At 32.7% G+C, this 23909-nt stretch carries 19 protein-coding genes; 6 read left to right on the top strand and 13 right to left on the bottom strand.

Annotation, left to right across the window (positions count from 1 at the left end; translation table 11 throughout):
• Positions 1-190 precede the first annotated feature (190 nt).
• The 5 genes from fabF (at position 191) to BC961_RS05575 (ending at position 5156) form a co-directional block, all read left to right on the top strand.
• Complete coding sequence (gene fabF, locus BC961_RS05595) at positions 191-1444, top strand: beta-ketoacyl-ACP synthase II (RefSeq protein ID WP_121925103.1); 1254 nt, start codon at positions 191-193, stop codon at positions 1442-1444.
• A 6-nt stretch (positions 1445-1450) separates the two neighbouring features.
• Positions 1451-2191 carry a ribonuclease III gene (gene rnc, locus BC961_RS05590; RefSeq protein ID WP_121924873.1) on the top strand — a complete coding sequence of 247 codons (741 nt, stop codon included), beginning with the start codon at positions 1451-1453 and terminating at the stop codon, positions 2189-2191.
• A 115-nt stretch (positions 2192-2306) separates the two neighbouring features.
• Complete coding sequence (locus BC961_RS05585; protein WP_121924872.1) at positions 2307-2795, top strand: IPExxxVDY family protein; 489 nt, start codon at positions 2307-2309, stop codon at positions 2793-2795.
• A gap of 5 nt (positions 2796-2800) precedes the next feature.
• Positions 2801-4231, top strand: a complete 1431-nt coding sequence (gene pyk / locus BC961_RS05580) for a pyruvate kinase (protein WP_121924871.1) — start codon at positions 2801-2803, stop codon at positions 4229-4231.
• Positions 4232-4394: 163 nt separating this feature from the next.
• Positions 4395-5156: a Bax inhibitor-1/YccA family protein gene (locus BC961_RS05575; RefSeq protein ID WP_121924870.1), complete on the top strand. Its 762-nt coding sequence runs from the start codon at positions 4395-4397 to the stop codon at positions 5154-5156.
• Positions 5157-5215: 59 nt separating this feature from the next.
• Here the strand turns inward: BC961_RS05575 and BC961_RS05570 are convergent, their stop codons facing one another.
• The 3 genes from BC961_RS05570 to BC961_RS05560 form a co-directional block, all read right to left on the bottom strand.
• Positions 5216-5731: a PAS domain-containing protein gene (locus BC961_RS05570; RefSeq protein ID WP_121924869.1), complete on the bottom strand. Its 516-nt coding sequence runs from the start codon at positions 5729-5731 to the stop codon at positions 5216-5218.
• 94 nt (positions 5732-5825) lie between these two features.
• A complete protein-coding gene (dinB, locus tag BC961_RS05565) occupies positions 5826-6911 on the bottom strand; it encodes a DNA polymerase IV (protein WP_121924868.1) in 1086 nt (361 codons plus the stop codon).
• 42 nt (positions 6912-6953) lie between these two features.
• Complete coding sequence (locus BC961_RS05560) at positions 6954-9023, bottom strand: recombinase (protein WP_121924867.1); 2070 nt, start codon at positions 9021-9023, stop codon at positions 6954-6956.
• A gap of 325 nt (positions 9024-9348) precedes the next feature.
• On the opposite strand from BC961_RS05560, the gene BC961_RS05555 reads away from it, so the two are divergent.
• A complete protein-coding gene (locus BC961_RS05555; RefSeq protein ID WP_121924866.1) occupies positions 9349-9816 on the top strand; it encodes a CYTH domain-containing protein in 468 nt (155 codons plus the stop codon).
• On the opposite strand, the gene BC961_RS05550 is transcribed toward BC961_RS05555, so the two are convergent.
• From BC961_RS05550 to BC961_RS05505, 10 genes are all read right to left on the bottom strand, one after another.
• The gene (locus tag BC961_RS05550; RefSeq protein WP_121924865.1) at positions 9817-10302 is read right to left on the bottom strand and encodes a septal ring lytic transglycosylase RlpA family protein; all 486 of its coding nucleotides are present in this window, start codon (positions 10300-10302) and stop codon (positions 9817-9819) included.
• Positions 10303-10384: 82 nt separating this feature from the next.
• Positions 10385-10807: a hypothetical protein gene (locus tag BC961_RS05545; RefSeq protein WP_121924864.1), complete on the bottom strand. Its 423-nt coding sequence runs from the start codon at positions 10805-10807 to the stop codon at positions 10385-10387.
• Positions 10808-10902: 95 nt separating this feature from the next.
• Entirely contained in the window at positions 10903-14148 is a 3246-nt protein-coding gene (locus tag BC961_RS05540; protein ID WP_121924863.1) for a TonB-dependent receptor, read from the bottom strand.
• Positions 14149-15213: 1065 nt separating this feature from the next.
• On the bottom strand, positions 15214-16437 hold the full coding sequence (locus tag BC961_RS05535; protein ID WP_121924862.1) for a M23 family metallopeptidase: 1224 nt from the start codon (positions 16435-16437) through the stop codon (positions 15214-15216).
• A gap of 20 nt (positions 16438-16457) precedes the next feature.
• Complete coding sequence (locus BC961_RS05530; RefSeq protein ID WP_121924861.1) at positions 16458-17393, bottom strand: tryptophan 2,3-dioxygenase family protein; 936 nt, start codon at positions 17391-17393, stop codon at positions 16458-16460.
• 2 nt (positions 17394-17395) lie between these two features.
• Entirely contained in the window at positions 17396-18163 is a 768-nt protein-coding gene (locus BC961_RS05525) for a DUF3108 domain-containing protein (RefSeq protein ID WP_121924860.1), read from the bottom strand.
• A gap of 294 nt (positions 18164-18457) precedes the next feature.
• Positions 18458-19618: a 4-hydroxyphenylpyruvate dioxygenase gene (gene hppD, locus BC961_RS05520; protein ID WP_121924859.1), complete on the bottom strand. Its 1161-nt coding sequence runs from the start codon at positions 19616-19618 to the stop codon at positions 18458-18460.
• Between the two features lie 62 nt (positions 19619-19680).
• Positions 19681-20043: a four helix bundle protein gene (locus BC961_RS05515; RefSeq protein WP_121924858.1), complete on the bottom strand. Its 363-nt coding sequence runs from the start codon at positions 20041-20043 to the stop codon at positions 19681-19683.
• A 119-nt stretch (positions 20044-20162) separates the two neighbouring features.
• A complete protein-coding gene (locus tag BC961_RS05510) occupies positions 20163-21320 on the bottom strand; it encodes a homogentisate 1,2-dioxygenase (protein WP_121924857.1) in 1158 nt (385 codons plus the stop codon).
• A gap of 223 nt (positions 21321-21543) precedes the next feature.
• Positions 21544-23904, bottom strand: coding sequence for a patatin-like phospholipase family protein (locus BC961_RS05505; RefSeq protein WP_121924856.1), 2361 nt, complete (start codon positions 23902-23904; stop codon positions 21544-21546).
• Positions 23905-23909 lie beyond the last annotated feature (5 nt).

Raw genomic sequence — 23909 nt, 5'->3', positions numbered from 1 at the left:
GTTCACACCTGGTTTCTAGAAATTGAATTTCTTGAAACCGGGTGTTATTATTTTTTTTAAAAAATTAAATTTGAGATTGAATTTTCAATCAAAAATATATTTATTGTAATACCCATGGCTCTTTTGTAATTTAGTACAGTGAAGAATGCATGGGTTTTATTTTTTTAAGATAACAAAAAGTAAAGAATTTATGGTATTAAGACGAGTTGTAGTAACAGGTTTAGGCGCTCTTACACCTATCGGAAATAACATTGAACAATATTGGGATGGATTGATTAATGGCGTTAGCGGAGCTGCTCCAATAACCTATTTTGATGCTTCAAAGTTTAAAACTAAGTTTGCTTGCGAACTTAAAAACTTTAATGCTGAAGACTTTTTAGATAGAAAAGAAGCGAGAAAGATGGACCGTTATGCACAGTATGCAATGGTAACATCTGACGAAGCTGTAGTTGATGCTGGTTTCAATTTCGAAAAATTAGACAAAGATAGAGTTGGTGTAATTTGGGGTTCAGGTATTGGTGGTTTAGAAACGTTTCAAATCGAAATGTTAAACTATTCAGCTGGAGATGGAACGCCAAAGTTCAATCCGTTCTTTATTCCTAAAATGATTTCAGATATTGCTGGTGGTCATATTTCCATAAAATACGGATTTAGAGGTCCGAACTTCACAACTGTTTCAGCTTGTGCTTCTTCGACAAATGCCATTATTGACGCTTTCAATTATATTAGATTAGGTCATGCTGACGTTATGGTAACTGGTGGCTCAGAAGCTGCTGTTACAATAGCGGGAATGGGTGGTTTTAACGCTATGCATGCCTTATCAACTAGAAATGATGATCCAAAAACAGCTTCTAGACCAATGGACAAAGACCGTGATGGTTTTATCCTAGGAGAAGGCGCTGGTGCATTAATTCTTGAAGAATACGAACATGCTGTAGCACGTGGCGCTAGAATCTATTGTGAAATAGGTGGTGGCGGTATGTCAGCAGATGCATATCACATTACTGCACCACATCCTGATGGATTAGGCGCTAAAAATGTAATGCTAAATTGCTTGAGAGATGCTGGTTTACAAGCAAGTGATGTTGATGGTGTAAACATGCACGGAACTTCAACTCCATTGGGAGATCTAGCGGAATCTAAAGCCATTTTACATGTGTTTGGTGAACACGCTTATACAATGAATTTAAACTCTACAAAATCTATGACAGGCCACTTACTTGGTGCTGCTGGAGCTGTAGAAACTATTTCATCTATACTTTCTTTGAAACACGGAATTGTACCTCCTACAATTAATCATTTTACAGATGATGAAAATATAGATTCGAAACTAAACTTTACATTCAACAAAGCTCAGAAAAGAGACATGAATGTTGTAATGAGTAACACTTTCGGTTTTGGAGGTCATAATGCTTGTGTATTGGTTAAAAAATTAGAAATCTAGTTATATATGCGTATAATCAGAAAAATATTTTCAAAATCCCGTTCTCTAGAAGACGGGATTTTTTTTGATTCTATTCAGAAAATTTTAGGATTTGCTCCTATAGATCTTGATATTTATAAGAAAGCGTTTACGCATAGATCTGCTAATCGTTTAGATCTAGCTGGTAATCCTATGAATTATGAACGTCTCGAATTCCTAGGCGATGCGATGCTTAGTTCTGTTATTGCAGCTTATTTATTTGACAAAGCGCCATTAGGCGATGAAGGTTATCTTACAAAAATGCGCTCTAAAATTGTAAGTAGAGAACATTTAAACGAACTAGGTAAAGATTTAAATTTAGCTAGTTTTATCGAAAGTAAAGTGCCTATTAATCACTTTGGAGATAACGTGCACGGTAATATATTTGAATCTTTAGTAGGAGCTATTTATTTAGATAGAGGTTACGAGTACTGCGAAAAATTTATACAAAAAAGAGTAGTTGCTCCTTATGTTGACATTGCTCGATTAGAAGGAAAAGTAATTAGCTATAAAAGCTTAATTATAGAATGGTGTCAAAAGGAAAAGAAAATATTTCACTATGATATTTTTGAAGACAACGCCATCGATGGGCAGCGATTATTTGGCGTCAAGCTTAGTATTGACGACAAAGTAATTGCCAAAGCGAGAGCTACATCAAAAAAGAAAGCAGAGGAAAAAGCTTCCCAACGCGCCTATTTTGCTTTTCAAGAAAAAATGGAGCGAAGATAAACTATGTATTCATAAAACTACAACGTTATCGTTCATAAATTAACAAAAACATCACGTTTGAACGCCAATTCTCAAGGTAAGAAATAGTATATTTACATCTTATTTTTTTCACGATATGGCTGTTCAAAAACTAGATCTTGGCGAATTTGACGAAATAGATTATTATTTAATTGCTATTCACACCTTGTTAGATGACTACCGATTAGCGTATTTCATCAATCAAAAATTACCCATAAATCTAAGTAAAAGTACAAATGATGTTCAAATCAATATAAAAGAAGGAGAAATAAATTTTTCTCGGTTTTTTTATAATGATGAAGAAAGCGCCTTCTCTTGGAACTTAATTCAAAATAAAAATGAGGTTATTCAATATAGTAACGATAACACTCAAAATTTATTTTCAAACTTAACCATGGAAGTGGCTACAAAAGCCTATTTACTTCCTGAATTTAAAAAAGTAGACTATTTTTTAAAAATAGAGAACAATGAAGAGGATTTAGACCTACTCAATGTGCAACTACTTTTGAATACTATAGATAACGTATCGACAGTTTACGTAGTTGATACCAATCAAATAAAATCTAAAAACAATTTAATTTTTTAATAAAAATGCTTACAAACAAAAAAACTAAAATTGTAGCCACACTTGGGCCTGCATGTAGTACAAGAGAAATCATTAAAGATATGATTGATTCTGGTGTTAATGTTTTCCGAGTAAATTTTTCACATGCTGACTACAATGATGTAAAAGAAAAGATAGACTTGATTAGAGGTCTAAATGATGAGTTTGGCTACACAACAGCAATATTAGGTGATTTACAAGGTCCTAAATTACGTGTAGGCGTAATGGAAGAAGGAACTGTAGTTCAAGATGGTGATTTAATTACGTTTACAACGGCTGAAGATATATTGGGAACTGCTAAAAAAGTTTTCATGAAATACAAGAACTTTCCAAACGATGTAAATCCTGGAGAGCGAATTTTACTTGATGATGGTAAACTAATCTTTGAAATTGTTGAGACGGATAAAATTTCAGAGGTTGTTGCAAGAGTTATTCAGGGTGGTGAATTAAAATCTAAAAAAGGTGTAAATTTACCAAATACTAAAATATCACTTCCGGCGATGACCGAAAAAGATATTGCTGACGCGATATTCGCAATTGAACAAAAAGTAGACTGGATTGCATTATCATTTGTAAAAACACCGGAAGATTTAAAAGATTTGCAAGATCTTATTGCAAAACATTCAGATCATAAAATTCCAATTATTGCTAAAATCGAAATGCCAGAAGCACTAGAGAATATCGATAAAATCGTTGCATATTGCGATGGTTTAATGGTAGCTCGTGGAGACCTAGGTGTTGAACTTCCTGCTCATGAAGTTCCTTTAGTCCAAAAAGAATTAATTCGCAGAGCTAAAACAGCTAGAATTCCAGTTATTGTTGCCACTCAAATGATGGAGACAATGATCACAAGCTTAACGCCAACACGTGCAGAAGTGAATGACGTAGCAAACTCTGTTATGGATGGTGCAGATGCAGTAATGCTTTCTGGAGAAACTGCAACAGGTAATTATCCTGTACAAGTAATTCAAAAAATGTCGCAAATTATTCAAGCGGTAGAAGATTCTCCCTTGATTCATGTTCCGCAAAATACGCCGCAAATAAAAACAAAACGATTTATTACAAAAACGATTTGTCATCACGCAGCAACAATGGCTAATGCAATTCAAGCAAAAGCAATCTGCACACTTACAAATAGCGGATATACTGCATTCCAGATTTCAGCTTGGAGACCAAATGCGCATATCTTAGTTTTTACTTCAAATAAGCGAATCCTTACACAACTTAATTTACTTTGGGGAGTGAGATCATTCTTTTATGAAAAAACAGTTAGCACTGATGATACCGTAACCGATATCAATGAAATTGTAAAAGCAAAAGGTTTCGTTGAAAAAGGTGATTTCCTTATCAATCTAGCAGCAATGCCAATTAAAGAAAAAGGAATGGTAAATACTTTAAGAGTTTCTGAAATAGAATAGTTTTACTAATCCATTTTAAAATACAAAGCCGTCTTGTAAAATATACAGACGGCTTTATTATTTTAATAAATTTAAAATTTTAAGTCTAAAATTATTTAAGATTAATTAAACAATCTTGAGCAAAATAACATTTATATTTGAACAATAAAAAATCAATCTAATTATGAGTTTCAATTCAAAAAATCCATTTTTAAATACTACAAACTTTTCGACAGCCGTTTCTCGTAAAAATGATTCTACAATTATTGATTATAATCAGGAAATGACGTTGAGCGGAACTATCAATAAAAGTTTAATTTTATTCTTACTGCTTACCGCTTCTGCAATGGTGATTTGGTGGATGGCATTCAATGGCATGAATCCTATTGCTCCAGCAATTGGTGGCGCAGTTATAGGTTTAATTTTAGTAGTAATTGCTGCATTCAAACCACAATATTCACCTTATTTAGCACCGGGATACGCTTTGTTTGAAGGTTTATTCATAGGTGGTATTTCGGCTATATTTGAAGCTAAATATCCTGGAATAGTTATTCAAGCAGTTGGAGCAACATTTGTAACTTTTATGGTATGTCTTGTATTGTATAAGTACAAGATTGTGAAAGTAACAGAGCAATTTAAATCTGTTGTTGTAGCAGCGACTTTAGCTATTGCTACCTATTATCTTATTTCTTGGTTAATTTCAATGTTTACAAGCTTTGTGCCGGTGCATTATGGCAGTTCTTTAATGAGTATTGGAATTAGTGTTTTTGTTATCATTATTGCCGCTTTAAATCTATTTTTAGATTTTGATAGAATCGAAAAAGGAGCTGAACAAAAAATGCCAAAGTATATGGAATGGTACGGAGCTATGGGATTAATGATCACGTTAGTTTGGTTGTACATCGAGTTCTTAAGATTACTATCTAAACTTAATAGCAAAAACTAATACAGTCAATCCTGATATAAAAAGAGAAACCCTTTCCAATTGGAAAGGGTTTCTCTTTTTTATGCAGCTTTCTCAAAAGCGATATAGTGACTCAGTTCCCCTTTTTTATTAAATACAGGATAACCTTTAATTAAACAAATGTAAGTCTCTCCATTCTTTTTGTAGTTGATCAATGTTTTCTCAAATGGTTTCATCTCTATTACAGCATTACGAATTTCAGTTGAGGTAGTTGCATTTGTATGTTCCCCTTGAAACATTCTCGGACTATTACCTAAAACTTCGTTGGCAGTATATCCATTCATTGCAGTTATATTATGAGATGCGAAAACAATTCTTAGTTTAGCGTCTGTTAAAATAATAACTTCTTCTTTAAGACTTTGCTCAAAGTTCCAGCCGTTATCAATCCATTTACTTTGCGAAGCAATGGAATTTAGTTTATTGTAATCTAAGAAAAAATTCTTAACTTCTTCTCGAAATATGTTATTGAAATCCCAGCAATACACGGGAGTAGTTTTACTATTTAAGGTACCGTGATGTCGCGCGATCGCCTCTTCGTATTGTTTAAAATCGTTCATAAGTTGTGTATTAAAAATCAAATGTAATTTTTATTAGAAACAAAAAGTAATAATTATACAACTTTAACCCTTGTTGAACGTGCTCAAAACTACTCTAAAAATCAAATTTAAGTTGGACAACAATAAATTCTTTTTGTTCTGTATTCAAATTACTTAAAGAAATACCTAACAGTCTTACCGATTCTTTCATGCGCTCTTGATATAAAAGTTCGCTCACTATTTCCAAAATCAGCGCTTTGTCAGAGACAAAATAAGGCATGGTTTTACTACGGGTTTGCTGCGTAAAATCACTGTACTTTATTTTCAGAGTAACCGTCTTTCCAGCCACCTTATGTTTTTTTAATCTCTTTTCCAAAGTAGCCGCTATTGCATCTAATTTTTCGATCATAAAAATTTCAGAAGTAAGATTGCTATCAAATGTATTTTCGGCCGCTACTGATTTTGTAATGCGATTTGATTTTACTTCGCTGTTATGAATACCTCGAACAACATTGTAATAGAAGTTTCCAGATTTACCAAAATTTTTCTCTAAAAATTCAAGAGACTTACTTTTTAAATCTACACCGGTAAAAATACCTAGTTGATACATTTTTTCAGTGGTTACTTTTCCGACGCCGTAGAACTTCCTAATTGCTAAATTTTCCAAAAATAAAAGTACTTCATCAGGATTTACAGTTTTTTGTCCGTTCGGCTTATTATAGTCGCTGGCAATTTTAGCGACAAACTTGTTAATTGATATTCCTGCTGATGCAGTTATACCAATTTTTTCAAAAATGCGTTGTCTAATTTCCTGCGCTAACAAGGTAGCACTTGGATTCCCTTTTTTATTAATAGTCACATCGAGATAGGCTTCATCAAGAGATAAAGGTTCTACTAAGTCTGTGTATTCGTAAAATATTTTCTGTATTTGGCTTGAGATTTCTTTATAGCGATCAAATCGTGGTTTAACAAATATAATCTCTGGACAATTTTTTTTGGCCATTACACCGCTGATTGCACTTCGAACACCAAATTTTCGCGCTTCATAACTCGCTGCAGCTACAACTCCTCGATTTTCTGAACCTCCAACTGCTATCGGCTTTCCACGAAGTTCTGGATTATCCATTTGCTCGACAGAAGCGTAGAACGCATCCATATCAACATGTATAATTTTTCTATTTGGAATTGAATCCTCTATCATAAATAAATTGAATAATCGTCTCTTTCAAATAATGAAATTCTACTAGGAATTAGTTTCCTTATCGATTATTAGATTGTGCGTTTTCTTTTCTGTTGGAAAAAAGAAACTCATTGGCTTTGCCTTAAAATGATTCCAGATTGAAATGGTTACAAATCGAAGCTCAAAAAGTGATATCGCACGAGAGCGGAATGCAAGTCCTAACGAAAGACTGAAACTCACTATAAAGTTGACTAATCCTATTATACCGATACCAAATACTCCCCAAAATAACATAGAATGACTTACTTTATAATTTGCTCCGTACAAGGCTAATGCGAGGTTTCCACTACCAAAAGTGATGTGTCTAATATCAAGATTCAATCCTAAAAACAGACCGATAGAAGCGGTACTACCCATAAAAACACCAAACCAAAAGTTTGATATTACACCAGCCCATCTTTTCTCATATAGTTTCGCCAATTTTACAGTTCTTGTTTTTCCAAAATTCCGTTTAAGAAATGGATGTTCTGTAATTCTAAAATAAACTTGATTGTGCTTGTCTCTATTAGCAACGCTACCCGAAATAATTCCTGATAAAAATAGAAATACTCCAGCGATGGCAGCGTGGAAAATCGCCAATGAATGTATCGGACTTAAATCTATCAGCAATGATTCCCACTTAGTGGCAGCAATATTATAGTGTAAAAAATAATCTATTAACCATATTCCCAATAGTGAAACAGGAAAAGCCATCAGTACGTTTCCAACAAATGCTATAAACTGAGAGCGAAACACGCGAGCAAATAAAACTGCAAATGCCTTATGCTTTTCAGCACCTTTGCCTTCTTGAACAACTCCTTCTTCTAAAGCTCTAATCAATGCAGAAGCGGTCATTGCTGGCTGCTTTGTCGCCAATGTAAAACCTAAAATATAAATAGCGATGAAACCAAAAGCATAATTCATACTGTATAAAAAAGCATGACCAAAGAAACTAGTGTCTGCTTTAGAAAGTAAGACTTTTATAACACATAGAATACCAACAATAAAACCTCCACCTAACGCGGTTCTAAACATTTTAAAATATTCCTTTCTTCCTTCAGTAATGTAATGTTCACCCGTTTTTGCAGTGTGCTGCGTTATTTCGTAAGAAATCAATTGCGTACTTTCTCCAATAAATTTTCTAACGTTATTTTTGTAGCAGTTGAACCTTATCAGTTCAAGCGCTAATGCAATTCCATTATTCTTTTTGTCTTTTTCAGTATCAACTGTCAGCAATGATATTAAAAATTTTAAACGAACTAACTGCTGTCTAATTTTTAATAAATTCTGATTAACACGAAGGGAAATACCATATTTTGAACTATTATGGAAAGCCTTGTCGACAAATCCTTCGCATTGCTTTTGAAGCACTAACAACTGTGAGAATGATATATCATCAGATGCGATGTAATGTTTACCAGATGTGCGTATCCTTTCCTCAATTAAATATAGTTCTTGTTCGAAAGCAGAAAAGGGACTTTCTAAATCCTCAAATTCAGGAACCATTTTTATTACATCTGTTTCACTTGCGCGACCGCTAATTCTTTGTATTAGCAAGTGTTCTGCAATTAGAACTTCTGATAGCACGGAATTAGTTTCCATGCTTTCGTAAATCGACTTGAATTTTAATAGTTCGTAAAGTTCTGACAATTGACTTAGCGGAATTCGGTTCAGCCAAATTGCATCGTTAGCTAAGTAAAACACCTGATTAAGAACGTATTCTAAAGTATCTTTTTGTGGTTGGTACGGTAAGAATTTTGCGAAAATTCTCTTTTTAACTTCGAAAATAAAATCAACATCTTGCAAAATCGCAGCATCAGAAAGTATCTTGTTAAATTTTCGATCCTTAAATATTTCTTTCAAATATATAGACAGCTGCTTCCGACAAGAAAAGTTCTGCTTTAAAAACGAGATCATTTCCTGTAAGTCTACCTTTTGTTCATCCTTAATATTTAAAGGCCTGATCAAACGAATCAATTCGACTAGTGGCTCTAAAATATCATTCGTTTCTCGCCAAGATTGAGCCTCACCAAAAAATTCGATCAAAATTCCTGCCGCCGTAGCTTTTGGCTTTGCTGTAAAAAATAATTTCATTATTTGAATCCAATTTCGGTAAAAATACAAATAGGCGAAACAACTTTCGATAAACTATTCATAAAAATTGATTTGCTACCGCAAAAAACAACAATAATAACATTCTCTTCATCTCTTGATTAAGTAATTGATAGATAAACGCCTATTTATTAAAGTAGGAAGTTAGCAAAATAATAGATTCTTTAAGAAAAACCAAAATTAAATTTTAAGTATATTTGGCTTCATAACAGTATCTTTATTAGATATAAAGATGAAAAAATGTTGTTTGAAATTAGAAAGATTCAAACCCAAGTCTACATATAATAGCTAACATAAAACCTAAAAAATGATTGAAATTGAAAGAAAGTTTTTAGTGAAAAATGAAGATTTTAAAAAATCCGCATTTACTAAAAATCACATTGCGCAAGGATATTTGAGTTCCGTTCCTGAACGAACTGTTCGTGTGCGAATAAAAGGTAATCAAGGTTTCCTTACTATTAAAGGAGCATCAAATGCAAGCGGTTTATCACGTTTTGAATGGGAAAAGGAGATTTCTGTCGAAGAAGCGCAACAATTACTACCTCTATGTGAAAAAGGCGTTATTGACAAAACTCGTTTTGAGATAAAAATAGGAGAACATATTTTTGAAGTAGATGAATTTTATGGAGACAATCAAGGACTGATTGTTGCAGAGATTGAACTCGATACTGAAGAAACTTCCTTTGAAAAACCAGAATGGCTAGGAGAAGAAGTAACAGGAGATATAAAGTACTACAATGCTTATTTAAGCCAAAATCCTTTTACTCAGTGGTAATTAATCAGCTAGAACTTCAATAGTAACTTGCATGGATCCGCTACCTTTATTAGCAACTATGTCCATAAAAGCTCTTTTTGAAAGATCAATTTCTCTGGCTTTTACAAATGGGCCTCGATCGGTAATTTCGACAATTACCCATTTCCCATTTCTTTCATTTGTGACTTTTACTTTAGTGCCAAAAGCCAACTTTTTATGCGCAGCGGTATATTTATTGTTATCGAATCTAGTTCCGCTTGATGTTTTTCTTCCAGTGAATTTATCAGCGTAATACGACGCGTGCGCCTCTTTCTTATACGGTTTGTAAATACCTAAACTATTAATCAAAGAGTCTGTTTTTTTTTCCTGAATTTCAATTATAGTCTTACTCTTTTTAATAGAATCCTTCTGAACAGGCACTTTTAGTTTGGGTGCACTACTATTTTTTTGAGCACTTGCAAATGTTATAACCGCCAACAAAAAAAATAAAGTAATTGATCTTTTCATATCTATTGTTTTAATTAAATCTACTTTACAAAAACCATACCTAGATAAAAAAAGCTCTATTTCTAGAGCTTTTTTTAGTATTTTACAACCACATAGACCATGGAATTCTACTTAAAATAAGTAATAAACCTAAGCCATAAAAAATAGAAAATGTTTTGAATTTTGATTCTGAAGTCAATAATTTTTTATGTTTAGTCCAACCAATTGTAATTAAAGCGATACCGATAATATTAATTAAGGGATGTTCTAAAGAGGTAAGGCGTAAAGCTTTATCTGACATTTGCCCTAGCGAGGCCAAACCTAAAGGCGATACAAAATATAATATCAATCCAATTAATAATTGTGTGTGTATAGCAATCAAAGCTAATATGGCAATTTTTCGATCTTTGGCAGTAAATTCTTTTTTGGAAAACATTCCAATTAAAGAGTTAATTACTGCAATGACTAATACTAAAAGCGCTAGATAAGCCCAGCCAGAGTGAAATTTTTGAATAAAATTGTACATAAATAAGGTTTTTGTTTTTAACAAATATAGCAAAAAAAGGCATAAAAAAAACCCTCATTTCAATTGAAATGAGGGTTAGATTATTTTATGTTAAACTAGTTGAACGTGTAACGAACACCAGTTTGCATTTGCCATCTTGAAGAGTTTAAACCTACATCATCAAGTTGATTGATGTTGTTCCCAACAGTCGGGTTATATCTAAAAGTTGGTGTAGTGTTATCCGCTAGGAAACCAACTTGTTGTAACAATTGTACCTGGTCATTACTAGTGAAGTATCTTTTACCCCAATTTTTATTTAAAAGATTAGTAAAGTTAAATACGTCTGCAGTGAACTCAATTGTATGTTTCTTTTTACCTACGTTCAATGTGAATTCTTGAGCGAATTTTAAATCAACAATATGAGTAGTTTTTAAACGGTCACCGTTACGCTCAGCATAACTTCCTTTTCTTCCTCTTAAATAATCATTACCTTCAATGAAAGCACTTAAAGCATCCCATTGTTGATCAGCAGTTAATCCTCCTGGAGCAGTATTTGTTAATAATACAATTTCAGATTTAGCAGCAGGAACATAAATTAATGCTGAGTTAGAGAATGTATCTTGCAATAAACGACCGCTATCATTGTAAACATAGCTAATTGGAGTACCTTGAGCTCCTTCGTAGAAGAAACCAATTCTAGATTTAGTAAACTTATTCCATTTGAATGTAGCATTACCATTAGAAACGATTCTGCTTCCTGGATCAAAATCAGATCTTCCAAGAGTTAAATAGTTTGCACCATTAACAGTTTCTGTATTGTTCCACTGTGAACTGTTTTGAGATGAAGTTGCATCCATTAAAACAGTAGACTTACCATAAGAATATGTTCCAGAGATATTAGCATCAATAAAATCAGATCTAAAGTTTTTAGCTAATGTAAACGCTACATTGTATGCTTTACCTTCACTTGTATTTGAACCTAAATAAACACCTAAATAAGAAGGGTCAACTCTAACGCTTCCATTGTAACGTGGTCTTTTATCAGCACCAGTTAAATTACTTGATGAATTTTTTATATTTAAGTTTTCGTAAGTAACTGCACTGATATTATCATTGTATGTAATTTCAGAAGTTAAGATAAGACCTAAAGGTAATTTTTGATCTACAGCAAAACTTGCTTTGAATACCTGTGGTAATTTAAAATCTTTAGCAAACAAATCAATATTTCCACCTGTTTTTCCTGAACCTGGTCTAGGGAAAGAGGAAGGAAGTGGAGCAATTTGACTGTCAACGCTAGTATTTGGATTAAATACTGGCATTTGAGCTGCTGATGTAATTTGAATAGCGCCTTGAGTTACTCCATTATTATTGTAAGTTCCACCTGGCCATACTAAAGGTAATCTTGAAGTAAATACTCCGAAACCTCCTCTGATTTGAGTTGATTTTTTACCGTTAACATCATAATTAAAACCTACTCTTGGTGCAAAGTGTGGAGTAGTAGTAATTCTTTCTCCTACGCTAGCGCCTTGTAAATCTTTACCTGCAGCTTGCAATAAAGCAATTGTTCTATTATTAAAGTCATTGTTACCCATACCTCTTTCCCAAACTGGTACGTCAACTCTTACTCCATAAGATAACTTGAAATTATCTGTTAATCTCATGTCATTCTGAACATAGAAACCAAATTGCTTAGTTCCAAATTCAGCTGCTCCTAAAGACTCATCACCACTACCTCCAATTAATGAGTAGTTTAATTGATATCTATTTGGTTTTTTGTTCAACAAGAAATCATCTAAGCTTGCGTAACGGTATGAACCGTAATTGTTTCCAAAAAACACATTTTTAGACTGAGAAAATTCATTATGAGTACCAATAGTTATTTTATTCATACCAACATTGATTTCAAAGTTGTCAGTAATTGTTAAAATTCTTTGGTCTAAAAGGTTTGCAGTAGAAAATCCTTCTGCACCAAAATAAATACTTTGGTTAGCTCCGTCGAAGATTTGTACAGTTGGAAAAGGATCTCCAGATGCATCTCTATCATCAGCAACATTTGTATAAGCAACAACTAAGTTATTTGAAAATTTATTTCCAAATCTTGAGTTTAACTCTAATGACGTTGAATTAGTAACAGAATTAAATACTTGACTACCATTAATAAAGTTAAGTGCAGTAGCTGATGAACGGCTTGGAGAAAATTGCTCAGCTGTTACATAACTATGTTTAACAGATAATTTATGGTTATCGTTAATATTCCAGTCTAATTTACCAATGATTTTATCACTTTTAAGTGTACGTACATTGTTTTCAAAAGAACCTGGATCGTAACCGTAAGTTGCTAATTTAGTTCTTAATTCTCCTAATCTATTTCCTGACAAACCTGTGTAAGTTGACAAAGCAAAAGGTTGTGGAGTTTCGTTATCTTGTCTTTCGTAGTTAACAAAGAAAAATAATTTATCTTCAACTAAAGCTCCACCTGCACGAACACCATATGTTTGCGCTGAGAAGTCAGCTAATTTTTGTCTACCTGCTGTTCCGGCCAATGAAGGAGGTGTTTTAGCAGCTAATGATTGATCTCTGTATAAAAAATATGCAGAACCTTCAAAATTATTTGTTCCTGAACGAGTAATTGCACTAATTGCTCCACCAGCAAAACCTGATAATTTTACATCAAAAGGAGCAACACTTACTTGAAATTGCTCAATAGCGTCAATAGAAATAGGACTTACTCCTGTTTGACCACCGTTAGTTCCGTTTGCAGCTAATCCAAAAACGTCATTACTAACAGCACCATCAATATAGATAGCATTGAATCTATTATTTTGACCACCAATAGATAAAATATCATCACCTCTTAATTGAGCTGAAGGCGTTAATCTTGCAAAGTCAGAAATATTTCTAGATAAAGAAGGCAATGCCTTAATTTTATCTGAATTAATTACTGTTTGAGCTCCAGTTCTTTGTGAATTAAAAGTATTATCTCTTGTAGCTTTAACTACAACTTCTTGCAATTCATTAGACTCTTCTGCTAAAACAATTTTAAAATTTTTGTTTTCACCTAGTTGAAGGTAAGAACCTTCTTCTTCAAAGTTTTTGAATCCAACAAAGCTAACAACAATCTTGTACGGTCCACCAACTCTCATGTTTGAGATACTGAAACTCCCTGAACCATCAGTAGATGCAGAGTAACGAGTACCTGAAGGAGTGTGCACTGCAAGGATAGATGCTCCAGGTAAGGTTTGAGAATCCTTATCGTAAACACTACCACTAATAGAAGAATTAGTATTACCCTGTGCGTTAATATTTGGGATAGCGCAAAAAAGTATCGCTAACACAAAAAACAACTTAAATAATTTTTTCATATTGATTAGTTTAATAATATTTGGCAAAAATATAACATTTTTGTTTTAAAAGGTTAACATAGCGTTAAGATTCCTCCAATTTTTAAACGCTTATTTTACGTAAAAATGATTAATTGAGCTTTTTGTTAAAAAAAATACATTTTTGCTTAAGAAATTAAATTATTATTAACATTTATATATTATTTCTTGAAATTCTATAAGCTCATTTTTTTATTTATTTGTAAAAAAATACTGTTACAGAGCTACTTATACTTAGAAAAGCACTGCGTATCTCAATTTCAATAGTTACTTTTCTTACGAAAAAAAAATAATATTTGGTTTCGAACACACAAAACAGAAAAATTTCAGGTAGATGTCGAATAAATTTGTTTCAAAAATTATCAAATAATGATTTTTTAGAAAATTGAATACAATTTTATGATCATTTAGTATTTTAATATTCACCTCTTTTAAATCATTCCTGATCAGTTGTTTTAAGAATTGCGGTAGCGATTCGATGGAATTTGCATTTAAGAAGTTGATCCTTGTAAATTGAATTACAGAAAACTAAACTCTAGAACGTTAATTTTTAAATCAAATAGTTTTTTTCATTTTGAAACCTGTAAATACTGTTAAAGATAGAATGGGTTTCATTGTTTCAAAACTTGTTTATAATGGATTGAGTTCTTCCTGTATGCTGCTATTTGTTTTTCCGCTTAGTTAAGCATCTATATTTAGTAAAAAGAGAAGTTAATTGAAGGTGCTTCTTTTAAAAATAAAAGTGTAAAAAATCATTCAATTTATGTGGGATTAACTTCTTAATATAATTTAACACAGTTATGAAAGACTATTGCATTTTAGGGTCGTGATGTACTAATATAATTATTAGAATTTAATAATTGATGTCTTTTCATTAGATACTTACAAAAAACCATGCTTGTATTTTCTGTCCTTTAGATATAGATCAAAGTTGCAAATAGGCTGTGTACCAAGAATTGAAGATTGGCTCTGACCACCAAAAATAGAGCGGTGCTTAAAAAATAATTTAGCCAATATTAAATCCTCGAAAAACTAACAACGAAAACACTATAAATTAGCGATGCTGTCTAATTCAAATTTGAGAGGCGTAATTTTTTCCAGAAAGCGATTTTTACTACTACCTGTCATTGGCTCACCAGTTGGCAACTTTAAACGCAATGCATCAACCTGGACACCATTTTTCCAAAAACGATAACAAACATGCGGTCCAGTGGCTAAACCGGTGCTACCTACTAAACCTATAACTTGACCTTGCGTTACACGTTGTCCACGTTTAACTAAAATTTTTGACATGTGAAGATATTGTGTAGAATAAGTTCCGTTGTGTTTTACTTTGACAAAATTTCCATTTCCTGCTGTAAATCCACTTTGCTCTACAACACCACCAGCCGTAGTAGTAATAGGTGTTCCACGTGGTGCTGCATAATCTGTTCCTTTATGTGCTTTCCAGCGATGTTGAACAGGATGAAAACGACTCGAAGAAAAACGAGAGGAGATTCTACTAAATTTTATAGGAGATTTAAGGAAAAAATTTTTAAGCGTTTTACCATTTTCATCATAGTATTCGACTTTTTCAGAATTGGGATTCTGCGCAAATGGGAATGCATAAATAATTTTTCCTCTGTACTCGAAAAATGAAGCTTCTAATTCCTCGACTCCATCATATATACTATCATTAATAAAGCGCTCTGTAAAGGTAATTGCAAAGCGATCTCCTTTTTTTAATTTCATAAAATCAATGGAGTACGCATAAATCTTGGCGATTTTACTTGCTAGCGCTCCTTCAATTTTGGCATTGCCTAAAGTTTCTGATAATGATTCTTTTAAAACCCCACCAATAGTGCGGCGCTTGATAGTAATAGGTTTTGTTTTTTTGTAAGCAACTACTGCACTGTCGCGCATATCAACAACATAATAAGTAAGCGCATCTGGTTGATAGATAAAAACTTTTAAGTCGTGTTTTTTATTCTTAGATCGAAGTAACGTATATGGTTTATGATATCTAATGGATCTAACATTAAAAGTATCTTTTATAGCTGCAATAATATCGTAAACTCTTCGATCACCAATATTTTGATTTTCAATAATAGTTCCAAAAGTATCTCCTTTTTGTACTGTATCCTGCACTACATTATAGTCAGCATATACAAACCCAAACTCTGCCTTTTTGGGAACAACTTCTACTGTTTTTTCTTTTACTACTTCCTTTTTTTCTTTATTACAAGAAACCAAAGAAAATAGCACTATTATAACTATGAATATTTGTTTCAAACCGTGTTTTTTAATTCAATCTACATTTCCGCTCCCCAATTTTTTAATTCATGCTCGCTCCATAACTCAGGAAAGAATATTCTTCTCTGATACTTAGGATGCATGTATTTTTTCCAGTCACTGCCACCAGTCGCTTCACCATCACCTTTACCACTACCATCAATATATTTTTTAGCAGTATTTAAATGTTGCATCACCCATGTTATGTTCACGGTATGATCATAATGACGCATTGCTTGAATTAATTCTGGGTTTTTTTGGTCTAATTCTGGCAATTGTTTGAATTTTTGCCAGATATTAATGGTGTTGTATTCCTCCATGTGGTTGAGGAATAATTTTTTATATTTTTTTTCAAACTCATCTAATAGATAGGACTTTTTACCAGTGTGATAATCTTTTCCGGCTGCTTGCCAATATAAATGTTCGAAAGCAAAATCATAAGAAGTGCTTCTATCAATAGAATCTCTAAAACGGTGATCAATAAGATTAATCAAATCAGTTGAAGAAAATTCGATCAAGCGATATTGTGCGCTTTGAAATCCGCTAGCTGGAGTCAACGTATTTCTAAATTTCATGTATTGATCTACATCCATCCCGTCTTCCATGATACTAAAAGAGGTCGTTAGCATATCAAAGTAACGACTGATTCTCATCAAGCGCTCTGTAAAAAAGACAGTATCGATGTTCTCGCAATATGAAATTTGCTTCATCTCCCAAAGTATCATCTTGAAAATCAATTCATTAACTTGATGATACATAATAAAAACCATTTCATCCGGAAGCGTGGTTCTTTGGGTTTGAATATTTAGTAAAGCATCTGTTTGGATGTAATCCCAATAAGTAATGGGTTTAGACCAAAGTAATCCTTCAAGTTGAGTCTCTGTTTTTTGATTTATAGCTTGGTATTTAAGCTCAATTTCTCTTAAAAGGTATTCTGAATTCTCAATTTCGTTCATTCTTATTTTGTTTTAAAAGAATTTTTCAATCCTTTATATGCGTCTATATCTGCCTTAATAGATCCTACAGCTAAACTAGCTTTTATTCGAAGCGGTAATTTATTTCCATCATCTGAAATCCAAACTGTTAGACTCTCTTGCTCTTTAAAAACACGTCCTGATTGTACTAACGGTCTAAATATCATAGAAGGAACAACGCCAAATTTAGTGGTTATATTTTCCCGACCAATAAACTTTAGCTTAAATTTTGTAGTTTCATCATCAAAAAACATGTCTATAGCAATAGCTTCACCCACTTTTAACTTATCAATATTAGGATGATTCCTCAAATAATAAAAAGTTGAAAGGATATCTTGTGTGTTTTTTGGGATCAATAAAGTTTTCTCACTCTTACTTTTATAGTCTTTAACCACTACACGATTTGTTGATTGATTAAAAAACCCTTCTTGGTTCTTAGTGTATCCACCTTCATTAATTTTCCGAACGTATTGAACTGGATTACCGGTTTCTTTATCAATATAGCTTTCGTACAAGTCATCAACTTTAAAGAAAAAGCGTGACATTCCAGTGGTATAACCTTTTCCAACCACGTGGAAAGCCTTTCTATTATTGACTGTTGCGTCTTTTACTTCGAGCGTAGCATACCCAGCGTTTACAATACCGTAATGAATTCTAAATTTAAAATATTCGCCTACACCATAAGCATCTTCCTGGGGAGAATCAAAACTTACGGTAGCAATTAATATAAGGAGGAGTAGTATCTTTTTCATTTCTTTTCTTTGTCAGATTAAGGATTGTACCTGCAAACTTTGTTCCAAATATATTAAAACAAAAAAACTCAGTCAAATAATGACTGAGTTTTTATGCTATTAACTAACCAAAAAACTATAAATTATGAAATTTATATCAATTTAGGAAGGAAACCACCCCCTCCAGTTTTGCGAGTGCAAAGGTAGTTAACAAATCCAGTTATTATTAGTTAAAAATATACTTTAACACTATATGTGTAAAAAACGATACCGTTCATCGGTTAAAATTTCACATAATATAAAAATAAAGCCTTTCTACAACGTTCCGCGTAATGCTTGTTCTCGCTCTATAGACTCAAAAAGGGCTTTAAAGTTACCAGCACCAAAACCTTTAGCTCCCATACGTTGAATGATTTCAAAGAATAAAGTTGGTCTATCTTGCACCGGCTTGGTAAAGATTTGCAACAAATAACCCTCTTCATCAGCATCTACCATAATAGCCAGTTTCTCGATTTCACCTAGATCTTCTTTCATTAATTTCATGTGATCTCCTAAGCGTTCTGGAATCGCTTGATAATAGGTATGAGGTGGCGCTGACAAAAATTCGATTCCTCTAGCCTTCAATTGCGAAACAGTCTTAATGATATCGTCAGTTGCAATTGCGATATGCTGAATTCCAGGTCCACCGTAAAAATCTAAGTATTCCTCAATTTGTGATTTTTTCTTTCCTTCAGCTGGTTCGTTTATTGGAAATTTGATTCTACCATTTCCATTAGACATTACCTTACTCATTAATGCAGAATACTCCGTATTAATTTGTTTGTCATCAAATGAAAGGAAATTTACAAACCCCATCACTTCTTCGTAAAACTTAACCCACGTATTCATTTCGTTCCAACCGACATTACCAACCATGTGGTCAATGTACTTTAAACCTGTTGGTTCTGGATTATAATCTGATTTCCATTCCTTGTAACCAGGCAAGAATACTCCGTTGTAATTCTTTCTTTCTACAAAAATATGTACAGTCTCTCCATAGGTGTAAATTCCAGAGCGAACCACTTCACCAAACTCATCTTTTTCAACCGTTGGTTCCATAAAAGAACGAGCGCCACGTTTCATTGTCTCTTCATAAGCGCTTCTTGCATCTTCAACCCACAATGCAGCTACTTTTACTCCATCACCATGTTTTTTTAAATGGTCATTGATTGGAGAATTTTCGTTTAATGGCGTAGTCAAAACGATGCGAATCTTATCTTGTTTTAAAACATAAGATGTTCTGTCTTTTACCCCAGTTTCTAGTCCTGCGTATGCTAATGATTGATATCCAAAAGCAGTTTTATAATAGTGTGCAGACTGTTTTGCATTTCCTACGTAAAATTCTACGTAGTCTGTACCTAATAACGGAAGGAAATCTTGAGCTCCTTCAAATATTTTTTCTAAACCGTATTCTACTGATTTTAATTCTTTTGACATGTTTTTTTAATTAGATAATTAGTCAATTAGAAAATTAGATAATATTCGTGTATACCAATTCTCTAATTATTCAATTTTGTTGTTGCTATTATTTTATTTAGTATTCGTATAATTTCTGATAAATCCTTTAGAAGCATTTCACAATCAGGATAAGCGTTATGAGCATGGCATAAAAACAACCAATATTCTGTTTCGTCCGCCTCTTTAATTGCAATTTTTAACTTATGTATAAAATCAGCTTTGCTTTCGGCATTTTGCGATTCTTTTGAATTCGCCCCTATTGAAGTTCCACTTTTAAGCAATTGATTAGCAATTACAAACTTCTTTCTTTCTTGTAGTGCTTCTGTGTAATCAATTATTTTCAGAGCGAAATCAAATGTTTTAACCAGAAGGACATTGCCTTTATATTTTTCGTTGAAAGTCATATTTTTTAAGATAGAGAATTAGTCAATACCGATAATTAGTCAATTATTATAAACAGAGTATCTGGTACAGTCCATTATTAATTATCTAATTTTCACATTACCTAATTATCTAATTCTTCTTATTCAACCCACGATTTATAATATTGACCATCGTCTAATCCCATAGCTTCTTCAGTCACCATAAGTGGACGGAAAGTATCTACCATCACCGCTAATTCATGAGTTTCTATATGACCAATACTGCGTTCCATCGCTCCAGGCGCCGGTCCATGTGGAATTCCTTTAGGATGTAAAGTGATATGACCTTGCTCTATGTTATTACGTGACATAAAGTCACCATCTACATAATACAAAACCTCATCGCTATCAATATTGCTATGATTGTATGGAGCTGGAATAGATTTTGGATGATAATCGTATAATCTTGGAACGAAAGAACAAACAACAAAAGTTGCTGTTTCAAATGTTTGATGCACCGGTGGTGGTTGGTGCACACGTCCAGTTATAGGTTCGAAATTATGAATACTAAATCCGTAAGGGAAATTATATCCATCCCAACCTACAACGTCAAAAGGATGTGAGGCATAAACTACTTCATGCATTATTCCTTCTTTCTTTATTTTAATAAGGAAATCTCCTTTTTCATCATGAGTTTCTAACTCAGAAGGCAAAATAAAATCACGCTCACAAAAAGGTGCATGTTCTAAATGCTGTCCTGACTCATTCTTGTATCTTTTAGGAGTGTAAAAAGGCGCAAAAGATTCGACATAGAAAAGTCTGTTTTCTTCAGTATCAAAATCGATTTGGTAAATCATTCCACGTGGAATAATAAGATAGTCACCATATACAAAAGGAATATTTCCCATCATCGTACGTAACTTACCTTTTCCTTTATGAATGAAAATCATTTCGTCAGCATCGGCATTTTTATAAAAGTAATCGCGCAATGATTTTCGTGGAGCAGCTAAACCTATTGTGCAGTCTTTATTTACCAACATAGGTTTCCGACTGTCCAAAAAGTCGTCTTCGGCTTTCAATTCGAAACCTTTAAACAATAATGATTTTATATTTTTGCCAATAGCAATTTTTGGCTCTACAGAATACGATTTAAGAATTTCTTTAACCTGCGTAGGTCTGTGAACATGATAAAGCAAAGAAGAGTGACCATTAAATCCTTCTGTTCCAAATAGTTGTTCGTAATACAAACCGCCATTTGGCTTTTCAAATTGCGTGTGACGCTTTTGAGGAAAACTCCCCAATTTATGATATAAAGGCATGATTTTTTAAATTAGAAGATTTAACAATTAGAAAATAAGTAAACGAGAAAATAACAGCATTTTGAAAACGAACTTATTCTCTACTTTATCTTATTCGTAGTATTATCTAATCGATCTACTATTCAGGATTTCTCTTGATTAGAAATTGTAGATATCCTAATAAACCAGGCCAAGTTGTTTTCATAATAACAAATATCGGAATTTTAATTAATATAAATTATATTTAAAACATAAAACCAATACTAAACCAAGTAAAGCCTTTAGGCAACTCTGGTGACCAAGAATATTTTATTTCTATTGGTCCAACTATAGTTTCTAAACCGTATCCTACGGCATAACCAGAATATTTTGGGATTGAAATCCAGTCCACTCCTTCAAATATTTTATCTCCGATATTCGCGAAATTGGCTGAAAAATTAATGTGGTTCTTTTTATAAAATTCGTAATCTAAAGTTGCAGTAGATTTAATATAACTATTTGCCACTATGCTCATATAATCATAGCCATATAAATATTTAAATCCGTTAAGGGTGTTATAGCCGTAACCTCCCAAGATAAAATTAAAGAAAGGAACACTTTTTTGTCCAAAACTAAATCCTGCATCAGTTTGAAATTTAATCGTTGCATTTTTAAATAATTTTGCCGCTACTCCAAAATCTCCTTTAGCAATAGAAAACGGTTGAAAATTTCCTGTATAATCTGATGAAAATAAAAACGATTGAATGTCCCCATTAAAATACCATCCTTTTTTAGGGAAGTATTTATTATCGAACGAATCAAATTTCATGTACCCAAAAGCACTTACATAACTACTTCTATCAATTATAGGGTCAACATTCGCGAGTGTTTCCGATTTGATTTTTAAATACTTGAGTTCTAATCCGCCACCAACTAAAAATTTTTGTACAAATAAGGATTGAAAATACACTTGATTGGTAAGATCTGAAAAATCTACATTTAAAGTATTTATGTTCGTATTATTGACAGTATTAGGACTTATTTCTTTAGCAATATTTCGATTAAATTGATTGTAATGCGATTTAAAACCAAAACTTAAATTAAATCCGTTTTCAATATAATAATCTAGATTATATCTAAAGTTATCACCTAATACAATATCTAGCGACGCAATATCATTTTTTAAAAGTGCTTTTTTACGAGTCAAATTTATTAAGACACCACTCTTAAATAAATTATCGTAATGCAAACCAAATTTCAAATAGGTCTTTGTAGGATTCTCTTTTAAACTTAAATTTAAATCTACTCCTTCTGCATTAGGTTCAAATGCATAAGAGATCGAACTAAAGTTTTGAGTAGCATTAATATTGTTAATCCCTTTCAATAAATCGTTGTAAGTTATTTTTGTATTCGGTTTGAATCTCAATTTTCCACTGATATATTCTTTAGTGTAATTTTCTAATTTATTAGTGTTAATAGAACGAATTTGTAAACTATCAGAATTTAAAATCAACTTTGGTTTTACGTATGGATTATCCTCATCAACTAATTTTTTTAATTGTTCGAAAACACCAAAAGCTGCTTCCTCACCCTTTGTAATAATATCTTTCCCTTTATCAAATGAAATCACACCATATTGCGTAATATCTGGTTTAATATAAATATCAGTATTGCTAATGTTTTTTTTCATTCGTTCGATCGAATGTAGATTTGTAATTTGAACTAAAATTTTAGTGGCATCCTTTAACTGGTTTCTGTCTAAAAGATCATTTTGAACATCAACACCTATAATAATATCAGCCCCTAGTTTTCTCACTTCTTCAATGGGGTAGTTATTAATAACTCCGCCATCGACAAGAATATCTCCATCTATTTCCACTGGAGAAAACAAAGATGGAAAAGCAGAACTCGCAATCATTGCTTGCGCTAAATTTCCTTTATTCAACAAGACTTCCTTACCTGTTTCAATATTAGTTCCTATACATAAAAAAGGCGTTGGCAACTTATTAAAATCTGTAACATGCCTTACATTTCTTGTAATTCTGCTTAATAAATTATAATTGTACATTCCTTTTGATAAAGCTTCAGGAATTCCAATTTTCAGTTTGTTAAAGGGTAAAACTAAAGCGTATAATTCTTCATTTCTTCTTTCGTAGAAATTTTTAGAAGATCGCGGAATAAAATCATTGATTAATTTACTAAAGTCGGTGGCTTGAAAAATAGAATCAATTTGAGAAGCGTTATAGCCAGAAGCATACAATCCTCCTATCACAGCACCCATGCTAGTTCCGCCGATGTAATCGACTTTAACACCTGCTTCTTCCAATACTTTAAGAACACCAATATGCGCAAATCCTTTTGCTCCACCACCACTGAGAACTAAACCTATTTTTGGTTTTTTTTGTTCTTGTGCAAACGTGCTTTGTGAAAGAAAGAATATAGCGATTATAGAATAGAATAATAGTTTTGAAACTGAGTCTAAGCCCCAGATCGAAGTAGAAAGCCGCGACAGTAAAAAATCTATTTTTTCTTGAAAAAAAAGAGCGCCCCTAGAAGCTCCTTTTTTTTCATTAGAACAAAAGATTTTTTGCAGAGCGCTTGAAACGGATAGCTGGAATAGGCTCATAGAGA

This window comes from Flavobacterium weaverense (assembly GCF_003688495.1).
GTDB lineage: Bacteria > Bacteroidota > Bacteroidia > Flavobacteriales > Flavobacteriaceae > Flavobacterium > Flavobacterium weaverense.
Note: the sequence above shows the minus strand (reverse complement) of the source record. Positions and strands in the feature narration are given on the sequence as shown.

What these genes read in the sequence shown, in the direction of transcription:
- BC961_RS05555 (WP_121924866.1), top strand. Translation starts at nt 9,349, where the DNA reads ATGATTGAAATTGAAAGAAAGTTTTTAGTGAAAAATGAAGATTTTAAA.
- BC961_RS05560 (WP_121924867.1), bottom strand. Translation starts at nt 9,023, where the DNA reads ATGAAATTATTTTTTACAGCAAAGCCAAAAGCTACGGCGGCAGGAATT.
- BC961_RS05510 (WP_121924857.1), bottom strand. Translation starts at nt 21,320, where the DNA reads ATGCCTTTATATCATAAATTGGGGAGTTTTCCTCAAAAGCGTCACACG.
- BC961_RS05505 (WP_121924856.1), bottom strand. Translation starts at nt 23,904, where the DNA reads ATGAGCCTATTCCAGCTATCCGTTTCAAGCGCTCTGCAAAAAATCTTT.
- fabF (WP_121925103.1), top strand. Translation starts at nt 191, where the DNA reads ATGGTATTAAGACGAGTTGTAGTAACAGGTTTAGGCGCTCTTACACCT.
- BC961_RS05570 (WP_121924869.1), bottom strand. Translation starts at nt 5,731, where the DNA reads ATGAACGATTTTAAACAATACGAAGAGGCGATCGCGCGACATCACGGT.
- dinB (WP_121924868.1), bottom strand. Translation starts at nt 6,911, where the DNA reads ATGATAGAGGATTCAATTCCAAATAGAAAAATTATACATGTTGATATG.
- BC961_RS05540 (WP_121924863.1), bottom strand. Translation starts at nt 14,148, where the DNA reads ATGAAAAAATTATTTAAGTTGTTTTTTGTGTTAGCGATACTTTTTTGC.
- BC961_RS05575 (WP_121924870.1), top strand. Translation starts at nt 4,395, where the DNA reads ATGAGTTTCAATTCAAAAAATCCATTTTTAAATACTACAAACTTTTCG.
- rnc (WP_121924873.1), top strand. Translation starts at nt 1,451, where the DNA reads ATGCGTATAATCAGAAAAATATTTTCAAAATCCCGTTCTCTAGAAGAC.
- BC961_RS05585 (WP_121924872.1), top strand. Translation starts at nt 2,307, where the DNA reads ATGGCTGTTCAAAAACTAGATCTTGGCGAATTTGACGAAATAGATTAT.
- BC961_RS05545 (WP_121924864.1), bottom strand. Translation starts at nt 10,807, where the DNA reads ATGTACAATTTTATTCAAAAATTTCACTCTGGCTGGGCTTATCTAGCG.
- BC961_RS05525 (WP_121924860.1), bottom strand. Translation starts at nt 18,163, where the DNA reads ATGAAAAAGATACTACTCCTCCTTATATTAATTGCTACCGTAAGTTTT.
- BC961_RS05530 (WP_121924861.1), bottom strand. Translation starts at nt 17,393, where the DNA reads ATGAACGAAATTGAGAATTCAGAATACCTTTTAAGAGAAATTGAGCTT.
- BC961_RS05515 (WP_121924858.1), bottom strand. Translation starts at nt 20,043, where the DNA reads ATGACTTTCAACGAAAAATATAAAGGCAATGTCCTTCTGGTTAAAACA.
- BC961_RS05550 (WP_121924865.1), bottom strand. Translation starts at nt 10,302, where the DNA reads ATGAAAAGATCAATTACTTTATTTTTTTTGTTGGCGGTTATAACATTT.
- hppD (WP_121924859.1), bottom strand. Translation starts at nt 19,618, where the DNA reads ATGTCAAAAGAATTAAAATCAGTAGAATACGGTTTAGAAAAAATATTT.
- pyk (WP_121924871.1), top strand. Translation starts at nt 2,801, where the DNA reads ATGCTTACAAACAAAAAAACTAAAATTGTAGCCACACTTGGGCCTGCA.